Origin of the sequence: Paraburkholderia sp. EG287B, assembly GCF_040965595.1 — a bacterium.
In the GTDB taxonomy this organism is placed as follows: Bacteria; Pseudomonadota; Gammaproteobacteria; order Burkholderiales; family Burkholderiaceae; genus Paraburkholderia.
In genome coordinates, this window is record NZ_JBFRCG010000002.1 from 534,744 (window position 1) to 549,931 (window position 15,188).

At 68.1% G+C, this 15,188-nt stretch carries 12 protein-coding genes; 6 read left to right on the plus strand and 6 right to left on the minus strand.

What is annotated here, in order from left to right; all coding sequences use genetic code 11:
• The first annotated feature begins 4 nt into the window (after positions 1–4).
• Positions 5–244 (plus strand): formate dehydrogenase subunit delta, encoded by a 240-nt coding sequence (locus AB4Y40_RS05185; protein WP_254316108.1) that lies wholly within the window; start codon positions 5–7, stop codon positions 242–244.
• Positions 245–290: 46 nt separating this feature from the next.
• Here the strand turns inward: AB4Y40_RS05185 and AB4Y40_RS05190 are convergent, their stop codons facing one another.
• The 3 genes from AB4Y40_RS05190 to AB4Y40_RS05200 all read right to left on the minus strand — a co-directional run bounded on the left by AB4Y40_RS05190 (position 291) and on the right by AB4Y40_RS05200 (position 3,776).
• Positions 291–1,979, minus strand: a complete 1,689-nt coding sequence (locus tag AB4Y40_RS05190; protein ID WP_368686684.1) for an FAD-dependent monooxygenase — start codon at positions 1,977–1,979, stop codon at positions 291–293.
• Positions 1,980–2,388: 409 nt separating this feature from the next.
• A complete protein-coding gene (locus AB4Y40_RS05195) occupies positions 2,389–3,459 on the minus strand; it encodes a cation diffusion facilitator family transporter (RefSeq protein ID WP_368686685.1) in 1,071 nt (356 codons plus the stop codon).
• Positions 3,456–3,776: an ArsR/SmtB family transcription factor gene (locus AB4Y40_RS05200; protein WP_368686686.1), complete on the minus strand. Its 321-nt coding sequence runs from the start codon at positions 3,774–3,776 to the stop codon at positions 3,456–3,458. Before AB4Y40_RS05200 ends, AB4Y40_RS05195 begins: the two co-directional genes overlap by 4 nt.
• A gap of 153 nt (positions 3,777–3,929) precedes the next feature.
• Between AB4Y40_RS05200 and AB4Y40_RS05205 the strand changes: the two genes are divergently transcribed.
• Positions 3,930–5,867, plus strand: coding sequence for a tetratricopeptide repeat protein (locus AB4Y40_RS05205; RefSeq protein ID WP_368686687.1), 1,938 nt, complete (start codon positions 3,930–3,932; stop codon positions 5,865–5,867).
• An 82-nt stretch (positions 5,868–5,949) separates the two neighbouring features.
• Here AB4Y40_RS05205 and AB4Y40_RS05210 read toward each other — a convergent pair whose 3' ends face one another.
• Positions 5,950–7,245 (minus strand): MFS transporter, encoded by a 1,296-nt coding sequence (locus tag AB4Y40_RS05210; protein ID WP_368686688.1) that lies wholly within the window; start codon positions 7,243–7,245, stop codon positions 5,950–5,952.
• A gap of 343 nt (positions 7,246–7,588) precedes the next feature.
• On the opposite strand from AB4Y40_RS05210, the gene AB4Y40_RS05215 reads away from it, so the two are divergent.
• The gene (locus AB4Y40_RS05215) at positions 7,589–8,119 is read left to right on the plus strand and encodes a GNAT family N-acetyltransferase (protein ID WP_342924999.1); all 531 of its coding nucleotides are present in this window, start codon (positions 7,589–7,591) and stop codon (positions 8,117–8,119) included.
• A 170-nt stretch (positions 8,120–8,289) separates the two neighbouring features.
• The gene (locus tag AB4Y40_RS05220; protein ID WP_368686689.1) at positions 8,290–9,162 is read left to right on the plus strand and encodes a hypothetical protein; all 873 of its coding nucleotides are present in this window, start codon (positions 8,290–8,292) and stop codon (positions 9,160–9,162) included.
• 173 nt (positions 9,163–9,335) lie between these two features.
• On the opposite strand, the gene AB4Y40_RS05225 is transcribed toward AB4Y40_RS05220, so the two are convergent.
• On the minus strand, positions 9,336–10,703 hold the full coding sequence (locus AB4Y40_RS05225; protein ID WP_368686690.1) for a gamma-glutamyl-gamma-aminobutyrate hydrolase family protein: 1,368 nt from the start codon (positions 10,701–10,703) through the stop codon (positions 9,336–9,338).
• Between the two features lie 130 nt (positions 10,704–10,833).
• Positions 10,834–12,591, minus strand: coding sequence for a cation:proton antiporter (locus AB4Y40_RS05230; RefSeq protein ID WP_368686691.1), 1,758 nt, complete (start codon positions 12,589–12,591; stop codon positions 10,834–10,836).
• Between the two features lie 213 nt (positions 12,592–12,804).
• On the opposite strand from AB4Y40_RS05230, the gene AB4Y40_RS05235 reads away from it, so the two are divergent.
• Both AB4Y40_RS05235 and AB4Y40_RS05240 read left to right on the plus strand, forming a co-directional pair.
• Entirely contained in the window at positions 12,805–14,184 is a 1,380-nt protein-coding gene (locus tag AB4Y40_RS05235) for an amidase (RefSeq protein ID WP_368686692.1), read from the plus strand.
• Between the two features lie 139 nt (positions 14,185–14,323).
• Positions 14,324–14,854, plus strand: coding sequence for a disulfide bond formation protein B (locus AB4Y40_RS05240; RefSeq protein WP_342924131.1), 531 nt, complete (start codon positions 14,324–14,326; stop codon positions 14,852–14,854).
• The last annotated feature ends 334 nt before the right edge of the window (positions 14,855–15,188 follow it).

Below are 15,188 nucleotides of genomic sequence, written 5' to 3' on the forward strand. Positions count from 1 at the left end.
AGCGATGAAAGCTGATCACTTGATCGAGATGGCGAACCAGATAGGCATGTTCTTCGACTCGCTGCCCGATCGCGAGGAGGCGCTCACGGGCATCGCGGAGCACATCCGCAAGTTCTGGGAACCGCGCATGCGCCGCACGCTGCTCGCGGCGCTCGATGGCGAAGGCGAGCAAGCGGGCTTCACGGAGATCGTGCTCGCCTCGCTCACGAAGCATCGCGAGGCGCTGATGCCCGCGGCGGCTTGAGCTGGGCCAGCCGGCCCGTCACACGAGACGCACGGCGCCGCACGGTTCAGACCGGCGGCGCCTGTCCAAAGCCCGCCGCCGCGTACCACGTCTCGCAGTGGCGCAGCAGCGCATTGAGGTCCGACGCGGGACGCCCCCGCGCGCCGATATAGCCGTCGGGCCGCATCAGATAAAACGCGGGCCGCGTGCGCCCGTACGATTCGGTGAGCGTTGCCGCGCCCTCGCCCGCCAGCGGCGTCTCGCCGTCGGCCAGCTCGGCGATCCACCAGACCCGCAACGCCTGAGGAAACAGCCGCTCGACGGCTTCGGCAAAACGCTTGAGCGTTGCCCTCACCTCTGCGCCGTTTTTCGCCGCTGCCGCGTCGGCGTCGCCCTCGACCAGCAGGAACAACGAAAAGCACGCCGGGTCGTGCAGATCGAAGATGCGCCCCTTGCCCGGCGCCTTGCCGAGCGGTCCGTCCACCACGCGCACGAAGGCGTCCGGGGCGCGCTCGCCCGCGCGCGGGCCGCCGTCCAGCACGCGCTCGAGCGTGAGCGGGCTGCGGCGATACTGGATCGACAGCTCGCTCACCGCCTGGCGCGCCGCGTCGCGCAACGGCCCAAGCGCGACGAGCGCCGGCATCACGCGCTCGCGCAGCAGCTTGAGCGGGCCGTGATCGGCCTCCACCAGTTGCGTCATGAAGCTTGTCTGCTGCAGCACCAGCCGCTCGATCGGATAACGCTCCGCGTGATAGGTGTCGAGCAGGCGCTCGGGCGCGCCGCGCGCGTGCACGCGCGCGATCTTCCAGCCCAGATTGAAGGCTTCCTGAATGCCCGTGTTCAAGCCCTGCGCGCCTGCGGGGCTGTGCACGTGCGCGGCGTCGCCGGCAAAGAAGGTGCGCTCGACGCGCAACTGCCGCACCATCCGGCTGTTCACGCTGAAGTACGAAGCCCAGCTCATGTCCGAGACGGACACCGGATGGTGCACGCGCTGCAGAATGATGTCGCGGCATTCCGCCAGCGTCGGCACGGGGATCGTGCCTTCGGGCGCGGCGGGCAGCATGGCCTTGTGATCGGCGATCAGGCGGTAGCGGCCGTGGCCGAACGGAAAAAGCGCGGCGAGACCGTCGCCCGAGGCGAAGATGTGGAACTCGTCGTCGGACCACGGCGTGCTCGCGCTCAGGTCGGCGAGCAGGAACGACTGCGCCATCGTCTCGCCGTCGAACTTCATGTCGAGACGATGGCGCACGGTGCTGTGCGCGCCGTCGGCGGCGATCACGTAAGCGCAGCGCACCGACTCGACGCGCCCGTCGGGCCGGCGCACTTCCGCGCTCGCGCCGGCCGAGCCCTGGGTGTACTCCAGCAGCTCGCAGCCGCGCTCGATCTCCACGCCGAGCGTCGCGAGATGCCCGCCGAGGATGCGTTCGGTAACCGTCTGCTCAATGAAGAGCAGATAGGGATAGCGCGTGAAGAGCGGATCGAAGTCGAGCCGCGCGCGGCGCTGGCCGTTCGAATAGAGATTCGCGATATGGGCGCGGTGGCCGAGTTCGAGAAACGGCTCGACGATGCGATGCTGCTCGAACAGTTCGAGCGTGCGCGCCTGAATGCCGATCGCCCGCGAGTGGCGTCCGGGCTGCGGCGCGCGATCGATCAGCCGCACGGGGATATGCGCGCGCGCAAGACTCATCGCGGCGGCGAGCCCGGTGGGTCCCGCGCCCACGATGAGCACGGGCGCGAGAGAAGAAGCCACGGCCATGCAGACCTCCATGCGCTCGACACGATACAAGGGCCTGCCCACATGAACAACAGGCTTGCGAACGCGCCTTGCCGGCTGCAGTGCAAGGAGGGCGTCGCGCCGTTTGGCCGAGCCAAACAAGCGACGCGCGACGCTGCAATGCGGCCGGCAAGGCACGTTCCCCAAACCAACTAATTGCATTACAGGGGCTGGCCACCAGAAGGGCCGATCGCTGCGTCATGCTCCTCACGAATACGTTGAGTATTCGCTTCGTCGCAATCCTTGCGCTCGGCCCTTCTGGTGGCCAGCGCAAGCCTGTTATTCATGTGAGCAGGCCCTTAGTGTATCGCCCGCGCCCGCACCGGTCGCGCGGCAGCGCATCAAATGCGCTCTGAATCGGGCGGGAAGCCGCTGCGCGGATGGCCGCGCTTCAGTGCGCGTGCGGATGCCCGTGCGCTGGCGTGTGCCTGTGCACGCCGTCCGGCATGTCCAGTGCGCAGCGATGCTCGCTCGTACCGAGATCCACCTGCAACGTCACGTGCCGCATGCCGAAGCGCAGCTGGAGCGACTCGACCATATGATCGAGCGCGGCGTCGCCGGGGTGCCCCGCCGGCATCACGAGGTGCGCGCTCAGCGCGCAGCCCGTGGTCGAAAGCGCCCAGACGTGCAGGTCGTGCACATCGAGCACGCCCTCCTGCTGCGCGAGGAAGCTGCGCACGCGCACGATGTCGACGTTCTCGGGCACGGCGGCAAGCGCCAGCCGCACCGACTCGCGCAGCAGTCCCCAGGTGCCGTACACGATCACGAGCACGACCGCGATCGACATGAGCGGATCGATCCAGCTCCAGCCGGTCGCGAGGATCAGCAGACCGCTCACGGCCACGGCGGCGGAAACGCCGGCGTCGGCGGCCATGTGCAGGAAGGCGCCGCGAATGTTCAGGTCGTCCTTTTGCCCGCGCATGAACAGCCACGCCGAAAAGCCGTTGACCACCATACCGATGGTCGCCACGACGAACACGTCGAAGCCCGCGACCGGCGCCGGATGGAACAGCCGGCCAAGCGCCTGCGCGAGGATCGCACCGCACGCGAGCAGGAGCAGCGCGGCGTTGGCGAGCGAGGCGAGGATCGACGAGCTGCCGAACCCGAATGTGAAGCGCGCCGACGGACGGCGCGTGGCGAGCCACGCGGCGCCCCAGGCGAGCAGCAGGCCGAGCACGTCGGAGAGATTGTGGCCGGCATCGGCGAGCAGCGCGGTGGAATGCGCGAGCACGCCGTACACCGTCTGCACGACGACGATGAAGACGTTCAGCGCGACGGCGATGGCGAACGCGCGGCCGTGCCCCGCGACGGGCGCGTGATGATGGTGATGGTGGCCGTGGGCGTGAGCGTGTTCGTGCGGCGCGTGGGCGTCGTGCGCGTGGCCGTGGGCGTGGCCGTGCTCGCCCTCGTGCTTCCCGGCGTCTTCGGCGTCATGGGCGTGTTCGTGATCCGCTGCGCTCATGCGCCCTCCTGCCATTGCGCCGAGGGCTCGGCCACATGTTCCAGCATGCCGGCGATCATCGCGCTGATATGCGCGTCCGCGGCCGTGTAGAACACCTGCTTGCCCTCGCGTTCGGCGCGCACGACGCGCGCGGCGCGCAACAGCCGCAGATGGTGACTCACGAGCGACGGCGACAAACCGAGCGTGTCGGCGATCGCTCCCACGGCGATCCGGTCCTGCACACAGGCGAGCACGATACGCAGACGCGTGGCGTCGCCGAGCAGACGGAAGAGGTCGGCGAGCGGAACGACGCGCTCGTCATCGGAAACTGGGGTCATGACGATACACCACACATATGAACAAGTGTTCAAATGTTAGTTCAACAACGGATGCCGGTCAACTTTCGATCAACATTCGGCCGACTTCGGGAACGGGTCCGCGAGTGTGGGAAAATGCCGCCTTTGTGTCTCGAACGCTTTGCTTCTTCAGTCATGGAACAGCTTTTTGTCCGCGCGTACGCCGCACATCGCGACGGCCGGCTGGACGACGCCGAGCGCGACTACCGCGCGACGCTCGCCGCCGATCCCGTGCACGTCGATGCGCTGCATCTGCTCGGTGTGCTGCGGCATCAGCGAGGCCAGCACGCCGAAGCCGCGGACCTCGTGCGCCGCGCGGTCGCCTTGCGCCCTGACGACGCCGCGCTCCAGCTGAACCTCGGCAACGCGCTCAAGGCGCTCGGCGAACTGGAAGGCGCGATCGAGCGCTTTCGCAACGCGCTCACGCTCGCGCCCGCCTTTGCCCTCGCGCATTACAACCTCGGCAACGCCTATGCGGCGATCGGCCGGCACGAGGACGCGATGTACGCGTTCGGCCAGGCCGTGCGCCTGCAGCCCGGCGACGCCTCGTCGCACAACAATCTCGGCAACGCGCTGCACGCGCTCGGCCGCCATGCCGAAGCCGCCGACTCGTTTCGCCGCGCACTCAAGATCCGCCCGGGCCACGCAGGGGCGCACAACAACCTCGGCATGTCGCTCAATGCGCTGGGCGACAGCGCGAGCGCGGTCGAACATTTCCAGAAGGCGCTGCGCGTGCAGCCGCGCTTCGTCGCCGCGCATTTCAATCTTGCGAATACGCTCGATGCGACCGGCCATCACGGCGAGGCCGTGGCCGCCTTCGAAACGGCGCTTGCGCTGCAGCCGCATTTCGGGCCTGCCCTCTTCGGGCTCGGCAATGCGCTCGCCGCGCTCGGCCGCCACGACGCTGCCATCGGACCCTACGAGCGCGCGATCGGCTTCGATCCGAAATTCGCCCTCGCCTGGCTCGCGCTCGGCGTGGCGCATCACGCGCTCGGCCGCCATGCGGCCGCGCTGCGGGCCTACGACGAAGCGCTGCGCGTGCGGCCCGATCTGGCCGCCGCGCATTTGAATCGCGCGCTCACGTGGCTCACGCTCGGCGATTTCCGGCGCGGACTGCCCGAGTACGAATGGCGGCTCGATCCGGCCGCGCGCGACGAGGCGCACGCCAACGCACCGCGCGGCGCTGGCTACGCCCTGCCCCCGCAGGTGAGCGCACCGATTGCGCCCCGCACGCCGCAAAGCACGCTGCCACGCTGGCACGGCGAGCCCCTGAACGGCCGCACGCTGCTGATCGAGGCCGAGCAGGGTTTCGGCGACACGCTTCAGTTCGTGCGCTTCGTGCCGCAAGTCGTCGCAACCGCACAGAAAACCGGCGCGCGCGTCGTGCTCGAAGTGCAGCGCGCGCTCTTCCCGCTCATCGCGCCCGCGGCCGAGGCCTGGCGCGTGACGCTCGTCGAGCAGGGCGCGCCCCGGCCCGCCGCCGACCTGCACTGCCCGCTCCTCTCGCTGCCGCTCGCACTCGGCACGAGCCTCGACACACTGCCCGCGCGCACGCCCTACCTCAACGCCAGCGCGGCCTACGGGCGCAAGTGGCGCGGCTCGCTGGGCGGCCAGGCGCGGCGCAAGATCGGCCTCGCGTGGTCCGGACGCATCCAGAAGCACGAGAATCGCGCGATTGCGCTCGCCACGCTCGAACCGCTCTTCGCGCTCGACGGCATCGACTGGATCGTCCTGCAACCGGAACTCAGCGCCGCGGAACACGCGGCGCTCGACGCGCATCCGCGAGCCCGCTCGATCCACCGGCTCGGCGGCAAGCTGCAGGACTTCGCGGATACCGCGGCCGTGATCGAGCGTCTGGACGGCGTCGTGTCGATCGATACCTCGATCGCCCATCTCGCGGGCGCGCTGGGCGCGCAACTCTGGGTCATGCTGCCGTTCGCCGCGGACTGGCGCTGGTTTGCGGGCACTGACGAAAGCCCCTGGTACCCACGCGCGCGGCTCGTGCGTCAGCCGCGCCCGCGTGCATGGGCGGAAGTTGTGGATACGGTCGCGCGCGAACTGCGCGACGCGTAAGCGGCACAATGAAAAACGGAGCGCCTGAGCGCCCCGTTCTTTTCGCTTTTGCCGCGAAATCGCGGATCACCCGATCCGCAAATCAAGCCGCCTTGTACTGATTGCGCGCTTCCGGCGTGCGATAGAGCACGAGCGTCGCGACGAGGCCGCACACGCCCGCGACGCCCATCCACGCCCCCGGCGCGGCCTTGTTGCCGCTCACGTGGATGAGGTAGGTCGAGATCGCCGGCGTGAAACCGCCGATCGTCGTCGCGAGGCTGTAGGCGAGCGAGAAGCCGGCGGTGCGCACATCGGCGGGCATGACTTCGGTGAGCGCCACGACCATCGCGCCGTTGTAGCAGGCGTAGAGGAACGACAGCCACAGTTCGACCGTGAGCAGGCGGCCGAACGACGGTTCCGCCACGAGCCACTGCACGGTGGGATAGGCGGTGAGGATCGTGAGTACGGTGAAGGTGATCAGCATCGGGCGGCGGCCCACACGGTCCGAAACCGCGCCGGAAACCGGCAGCCAGAAGAGGTTCGACAAGCCGATGCAGACCGTCACGATCAGCGTGTCGAGTTCGTTCAACCTGAGCACTTCCTTGCCGAAGGTCGGCGTGTAGGCGGTGATGAGGTAGAACGACACGGTGGTCATGATGACCATGCCCATGCCGGCGATCACGACGCCCCAGTTCTGCAGCATCGACGCCATGATTTCGCCCATCGACGGACGATGCTTCCTCTTCGCGAACTCCTCCGTTTCCTGGAGCGAGCGGCGAATGATGAACAGGAACGGCACGATCAGGCAGCCGATGAGAAACGGCACGCGCCAGCCCCAGTTCGTCATGTGCTCGACGGGCAGCAGGCGATGCAGCAGCACGCCCAGCAGCGCGGCAAACACCACGGCGACCTGCTGGCTGCCCGACTGCCACGAGACGTAGAAGCCCTTGTTGCCCTTGGTCGCGATCTCGGAGAGATAGACCGAGACGCCGCCCAGTTCCACGCCCGCCGAGAAACCCTGCAACAGGCGCCCCAGCAGCACGAGCGCGGGCGCGAGTATGCCGATGGTCGCGTAGCCCGGCACGACGGCGACCGCGAGCGTGCCGAACGCCATCAGGCCGAGCGTGAGCATGAGGCCCTTGCGGCGGCCGTGATGGTCGATGTACGCGCCGAGGATGATGGCGCCGAGCGGACGCACGAGGAAGCCTGCGCCGAACACGGACAGCGTGAGCATCAGCGAAGCGAACGCATTGTCACTCGGGAAGTAGGTCCGGGCGATCGCCGAAGCGTAGTAGCCGTAGACCATGAAATCGTACATTTCCAGGAAGTTGCCGCTGACGACGCGGAAAACTGTCCGAAACTTTGATTCGCCTGGGGATGCGTGGGACGCGGTAGACATGACACTCTCTGAAGAGACTGTCCGGGAAGCCTGAGCGGCTCGCGGGACAGTGAAAAACAATCACTCGCGGTCAGCGAGGGTCGCGCGGGCGCGCGCGCGGGCATTTTATTGTGCGGTACGCGCCGGGACTCAGATATTCGGGCATTTCCTTAAAAGAGGCTAGCAAAAAACATCAACGGAAGTCATTTCTTTCATTGTTATTACGATTACACTTCGTCACGCTTTCATGAGTGGCAAGCCCGCCGCGAATATCCTCGAATCGGGCAAAATACTTTGCAGCAGGGCTCGGCGCGCGGCCCCCGACGCGCGCCCTGATCCGGACGTCCGCACGTCCTCCATCCGCATGACCGAAATCCCAGCCCTCACACTGCGCCCGGCCACCGTCGCCGATGCTCCCTTGCTCGCCGCCATGCACGCCGCAAGCTGGCAGGCCACGTATCGCGCGCTGCTGCCCGCCGCGTTTCTCGAACGCGAAGTCGACGCCGAGCGAGCGGCTTACTGGCGCGCGCGCATGGAGGCGCCAGGCGGCGAACGGCGTCTCGTGCTGATCGCGGAGCTTGCATCGGGTGCGGCCGTGGGCTTCGTGTGCGTCGAACGCCAGCCAGGCTCCCCCTGGGGCGTGCTGCTCGACAATCTTCATGCGCTGCCGGCGCATCAGGGCACCGGCGTCGGCAAGCGGCTCATGCGCGCGGCGCAGGACTGGGCGCGCGCCCAGGGCGAAACGCAGCTGTATCTGTACGTGCTCGACGGCAACACGCCCGCGATTGCGTTCTACGAGCGCCAGGGCTGGACCTACTCAGGCTCGGAACCCGACCGCATGGGCGGCATCGACATCACGGCACTGCGTTACGTGTACCGGCTGGGCGGCCAGTGAAATCCGCGAGACACAGCGCAAGGAATCCGGGCTTTTAAGCCATTTCCGATGGAACGGCGAAATGGCGACGGTCATGATCGGCGGCATCCCTTTAATTGCATGCGCCGCAGGCGACCCATCGATGACATTGCCGCGCGGCGCCGTCGCCAGACCGGGGTTGCGAGAGATCGATGTCAACATTTCAGTTCGTTCAGGTCGCAGGCGCGCTCGCGTTGCCGCATATTCGCCCGCTGGCCCATTTGCCCGCGTCGTTTGGCCGGGAATGGGCGCTTACGCCTCCCCATTTCAGCCTGCGCGCCGAACTGCGCGCGCTCTATGCCGCCATCATGCGCACGGTGTGTCTGAGCGCCGAAGCGTTTCGTGCCGCGGTCGGCTGGGGCGACGATCACCGTCCGGCTTCGCAGCCTCCCAGGCCCGTTGCAGCGCCTGCTGCCGCACCCGCCGGGCGAGCCGCAGACGCGGGGAGCGCGCCTGAGCGCACATCGCCGTTCGAGCAGCGCAGGTTGACCGGCGGCGCGGTCGCGATTGGCGGCGCCGCACTGCTGGCATGGATCGTCGCGAGTCATGCGCCGCGTGAGTCGGCACGCGCAAGCAGCAACGCGACCCTACGCGCAAATGCGAGCACGGTTCAAGACACCTCGCAGCGCTTGGCCGCTGCGTGCTTACAGCAAGCAGCGCCCGCGAGACTGGCAGAGCGCGAAACGCTCAGCAATGTGCGTGCGGTCGAGCGCAGTGCCAGTCAGCGCGTTGCAGAACGCGGCACGCACCCGCGTCGCGACATCCGCGCGTTTGCGCCATATCGCGAAGCGCGTCCGGCAACGTCACATCGCGCGCATGGCGCCTCCCCGCAAGCGCAAGGCTATGCGCCACGGTCAACCGGTGCGAATTCCGCCGACGACTATGCGTCCGTCCTTGCCTATGCGAGAACGTACGTCCCTGCACGCGCATCGAATTCGCCGGCCGTGCCGGTCGACAGTACGGAGTGGGTCGATCATGTTTCGCAACGTCGCATCACCGAGGTGCCCGACCGATTCGCACAGTGACTCGCAGAGCCACCCGCCGTTGCACCATAAAAAAGCCCGGCAGATGCCGGATAAAGCCGGCGCAAGGCACGCAGGACGGCGGGGAAGGAGATCGAATTGAGAAAGCCGCGCGCAGGTCGCGCGCGGCCGGGATGGCGTTGCTGTGATTCGCCGTGATCGCCGGTGGTTGGCAATCAGAAGCGGGTTTCGCGCGCGGCTCGCAAGAAGGTGTCGAGCAGCGGCGTGCAGTCGAGCAGTTCGGGACCGCCCGCGCGATGGAACTCGGGGTGCCACTGCACGCCCACGACGAACGGCGAGCGCCGGTAACGCACCGCCTCGATGAGCCCGTCGCCGGCCGACACGGCCTCGACGGTCAGGTCGCGTCCGAGATTCCTCACGGCCTGATGGTGAATCGAGTTGACGATCGCCTCGCGTCGCCCGGGGAACAGGGTCGCGAACGTCGAGCCCTCCGGGAACGTGACCGCGTGGCGATGCTGGTCGTAATGCTCGCTCACGTGCACCCCGGCCGTCGGCACGTCGCTCGCGATGTCCTGATAGAGCGTGCCGCCGAACGCCACGTTGATGAGCTGGCAGCCGCGGCACACGCCCAGCACCGGCTTGCCCGATTCGACGAACTCATGCAGCAGTTCGAGTTCGTACATGTCGCGCACGCGGTCGCCCGGCCATTCGGGGCGCGGCGAGATTTCCGCATACGTCTGCGGCGAGACATCGGCGCCGCCCTGGAGCAGCAGGCCGTCGAGATGCTTCGCGTAATCGCGCAGGCGGATATTGCTCGGATGCAGCATCCCCTGGTGCCCGACCGTCGGGATCATGAACACGATGACGTCCCGGGACATCACCCAGTGCGCGATCGATTCCTCCAGGTATTGCAGCGTCTTGCCGCGCAGCCCGTGTGCGCCCGGCTCCGGGTGGAAGATCCGCGCCGAGACGCCGATGCGCAGCGTGCGCTGCGTGATGCGCTGACCGGCGCGGTCGAACAGCTGCCGCGCACGCGCCGCGACGATGCGGCCGAACACGGCCCAGGCCGAATCGCTCGGGCGCAGATAGCGCGGCGGTTCCGGCGGAATGGCGCCGGGCGGCGGCGGGTGATGCGCCGTGAAGTCGGGCGCCTGGCCGAAGCCGGCCGGCGCCGCACCGGGACGTTGCGGCGCAGCAGACGCGGCCGCCTCGCCAGTGCTGGCCGGTTCGGTATGCGGGGCCGGCGCGGGCGCGGCCGTGCCGGCCTCGGCGGTTTCGCTGATCGGAATACTCGGCGTGGTCCCCGTCGGCGGCTGCTTCGGCAATTCACCGGGCGTGGAAGCCGCTGCCGCCCCTCCGGCGCTGGGCGTGACGGTCGAAGCGCTTTCGGGCGCATCGGTCGAGGCACGTTGCGCGGCTTCCCCAGAGGGCGAAGCGGAGGGCGAGGCAGAGGGAGAACCAGCAGAAGCGCCGGGAGAACCGGGAGGAGAGGACGAGGCCGCGGGGGCGCCGGCAGGACCGGCATCGGCAGGACGGCTTGCGCCGTCAGGGACCTCGGGTTGGTCTGATTTGTTATCGCTCATGACGTGGGGTCAGGCGCGCGGCGCGCGAACGAATGAACAGGCTTTGATTATCCGTCGCACGGCACGCCGCCGCCACCCCCGCACACAATTGCTCACATCCCGTCACAGCGGTGCCTCGAACACGTTCAGGTCAGGCATCCGGCCGCTCGTCGAAGGTCTCGCGCAACGCAATCTGCATCGACGCGTGGATCTTCACGCACCAGCGCCACAGCAGCATGGTGAGCGCCGCCGCGCACATCAGTACGCCGACGAGGAAGCCCGTGGGCGGCAGGATGGTCCCCGAGAGCGCCGCCACGAGCAGGAACACGCCGAACATCGAGACCACCGGCACCAGTTCCGCAATCACATGGCGGATCGCGCGCGTAAAGCGCCCGGCCTTCTCCGGCTGCACGCTCACTTCGGCGAGCAACAGCGCGAGCGACTGCGTCTTGCGCCACACCGCCACGAGAAACGGCATCGCGAGCACGAGCGCGGCGCTCCACAGGACGACGCGCTGAATGCGCTCGTCGCCGATCCAGTGCGCAAGCAACGGCGAGGCGTAGCGCGCGCCATACGAAACGCCGATGAAGATCGCCGAGACGAGTGCGAGATTCACGGCAATCTGCACGACGATGCGCTTCGTGAGCGAAAAGATCGTGGGCCCGTCCGAGCGCGGCACGAGGCAGCGCAGCCATTGGCCGTACATGCCGAACACGTTCGAGACGGCGGGCGGCATGGCGCGCGCGAGGCGCTGCGAGAGTGGATCGGCGATGCGGATGAGATAAGGCGTGGTGAGCGTCGTGATGGCCGAGACGGTCACCGCGATCGGATAGAGAAACCCGCTCGTCACCTTCAGCGTGAGACCGAGCGAGGCGATGATGAACGAAAACTCGCCGATCTGCGAGACGGTCATGCCCACGCGCATGGCGGTGCGCCCGTCGCGGCCCGCGAGAAAGGTGCCGAGGCCGCACGACACGAGCTTGCCGAGCACCACGGCAAGCGAGATCACGGCGATCGGCCAGGCGTAATCGACCAGCACGAGCGGGTTGAGCATGAGCCCGATCGTCACGAAGAAGATGGCGGAAAACGCGTCGCGCAGCGGCGCGACGAGATGCTCGATGCGATGCAGATGGCGCGACTCGGCCATCACCGCGCCGATCAGGAACGCGCCGAGCGCGATCGAATAGTCGAGCTTAACGACCAGCAGGCAAAAGCCGAAGCAAAAGCCCAGCACCGAGACGAGCAGCATCTCGTCGTTGCCCACGCGCGCGATATAGCCGAGCACGCGCGGCACGATCAGGATGCCCGCGAGTAGCGAGACCAGCATGAAGAGCAGCAGCTTGCCGAGCGTGATGAGCGCGATGCCCGGCGAGAGCTCGCCCGTCTGCGCAATGCCGCCCAGCAGCACGAGCATGGCAATGCCGAGAATGTCCTCGACGATCAGGATGCCGAACACGAGCTGCGCGAACGGCTCGCGCTTCACGCCGAGATCGGAGAGCGCCTTGACGATGATGGTGGTCGAAGAGATGGCGAGAATCGCGCCGAGGAACAGCGCATCCATCGTGGCCCAGCCGAACGCGCGGCCGATCTCGTAGCCGAGCCACAGCATCAGCACGATTTCCGAGAGCGCCGCGACGATGGCGGTTGCGCCCACCTGGAAAAGCTTGCGCAGGCTGAATTCGAGGCCGAGCGAGAACATCAGGAACACCACGCCGAGTTCGCCGAGCGTCTGAATGGTCTGCTCGTCGTGAATGAGCTGGAACGGCGGCGTGTACGGCCCGATGATCACGCCCGCCGCGATATAGCCGAGCACGACCGGCTGCTTCAGGCGATGAAACAGCACGGTGACGACGCCTGCGAGCGCCATCACGACTGCCAGATCCTGAATGAAGCCGATTCCGTGGTGCATGAAGATCTTTCCTTACAAATAGCTATCGATTCTGGGCATGTTACCCGATGCGCGGCGTGAGCCAAATCGCACGCAAGGAAAAAAGCCGACCTACAATGATGCGACCCTTGCAGGCGCCGCCCGCCCTCGGCGCCCTTCGCCGGCGGCCCGCCCGCCTGCTCCGCTGAACTTCGCGCAGCGCGCCGCCGCGCATTGACCGAGTCTTCCGCCGCCATGACCACCGCTTTTACCCCGTTCCCTCCCCTCGCCCAGCTCGCGGCCGATCTCGCCGCGGGCCGCACGACGAGCCGTGCGCTCGCCGAAGCCGCGCTCGAACGCATCGCCGACCCGGCCGGCCAGGGCGCGACCGTGTTCACGCACGTCGATGCCGCGCGCGTGCGCGCCGCCGCCGACGCGCACGACCGCCTGCGCGCGGCCGGCACGGTGCTTTCGCCGCTCGCGGGCATTCCCGTCTCGGTGAAGGATCTGTTCGACGTGGCGGGCGAAGTCACGCGCGCGGGTTCCACGGCGCTCGCGAACGCCGCGCCCGCCAAAGAGGACGCCACCGCCGTCGCGCGGCTGCGCCATGCGGGCGCGGTGCTGGTCGGCCGGACCAACATGAGCGAGTTCGCGTTCTCGGGGCTCGGCCTGAATCCGCACTACGGCACGCCGCTCTCGCCCTGGCGCCGCGGCGTGGCAGGCGACGCGCGCGTGGCGGGCGGCTCGTCCTCGGGCGCGGCGGCCTCGGTCGCGGACGGCATGGCCGCCGTCGCGCTCGGCACCGACACCGGCGGCTCCATCCGCATCCCCGCCGCGTTCTGCGGCCTCACGGGCTTCAAGCCCACCGCCGGGCGGATTCCGAAAACGGGCGGCGTACCGCTCTCCCCCACGCTCGACTCGTTCGGCCCGATCGGCAACACGGTGGCGTGCTGCGCGCTCACGGACCGCGTGCTCGCCGGGCTCGCGCCGCACGTGCCGGCCGCTCGCCACCTCGAAGGCGTGCGCCTCGGCGTGCTGACCAACTACGTGACCGACGACGTGGACCCCGAAGTCGCGGAAACGATCGATACGGCGCTCAAGCATCTGGATGCGGCCGGCGCGATCGTGAGCGAAGTCCGCTTTGGCGCCTTCGAGCGCTTCGCGGGAATCAACCGCATCGGCTTCTCGCCGATGGAGGCGTATGCGTGGCATCGCGAGCTGATAGCGAAGCATCGGGACCAGTACGACCCGCGCGTGCTGGTGCGCATCCTGAAGGGCGAGCACGCCACGGCCGCCGACTATCTGGATCTGATCGCCGCGCGCGCAGCGGTCATGGCCGAGGCCCAGGCGACCCTCTGGTCGCGCTTCGACGCTGTGATCGCGCCGACCGTCCCCATCGCGCCGCCTCCCGTCGCCCCGCTTGCCGCCGACGACGATGTCTTCGCGCGCACCAACGCGCTCGTGCTGCGCAACCCGAGCGCGTTCAACTTCCTCGACGCCTGCGCGCTCTCGCTGCCATGCCACCACTACGGCGCGGCGCCCGTCGGGATGATGCTCGCGGGCGCACCTGACAACGATGACGCGCTGCTCGCCATCGGCCGCGGCGTCGAAGCGGTGCTCGCGCCGCTGCGCTGATTTGAGCGGGAGTCACTCGAGCACGCCCTGCGCGCGGGCGAGGACACGTCCGCGCCGCGCGCACCCTTCGCGCTAGAATCCCGTCACGCCGTCGCAGCCGCCTGTGCGCTGCGCCAGATAACCCGAACGAACGAGCCTCATGAACGACGATAACGCGCTGTTGCGCCGCGAGCGCGGCCTGCTGGTCCTCCTTGGCCTGATCTGCCTCGCGCTGCTGGGCGGCGCCCTGTACTTCCAGTATGTCGAACATCAGGACCCGTGCCCGCTGTGTATCCTGGGGCGCTATTTCCTGATCCTGATTGCGGTCTTCGCCTTTCTCGGCGCGCGTATGACGAGCTGGCGCGGCGTGCGCGTGCTCGAAGCGCTCGTGGTGCTTTCGGCGGTGGGCGGTGCGATTGCGTCCGCGAAGCTCGTCTGGGTGCAGGCGTTCCCCAACTACAGCTGCGGTTTCGACACGCTGCAGCCCATCGTCGATGGCCTGCCGTTCGCGCACTGGCTGCCCGGCGTGTTCAAGGTCCAGGGTCTTTGCGAAACCACCTATCCGCCGACGCTCGGCCTGACCATGCCGGTGTGGTCGCTGCTCGCCTTCATCATCGTGTTCCTGGCCGTGATCCTGAGCCTGTGGCGCAACCGGCGCCGCCAGGTGTCGTGGCCCGGCATCCGCCGCTGACCGGCTAGAGCGCACGGCGCAGGCGCGCCGCGCCTGGTCGAGCTCCACTGGCCGTTCCGGCTCACCCGCCTCATCCGCCGCCCGGCCATCGGGCGGCGCGCCCCGACAGCGCGATTTGCGCGTCAGGCTCGCACGGCAGGCTCGAATCGCGCACGACTTCCGCACCTTCCCCCGCCCTTCCGGCGCGCTCGCCGCACGCGGTGGCCTTGCACGGCCATACACGCTGTGACGGCGTCATGACCCAACTCACATAACCCCCATCTTGCGGGGGAAATACTTTCCTGCGGCAAGCGGTGCTATCTTCGGAACTGGATGGCGATCTACGTGCGCGAGG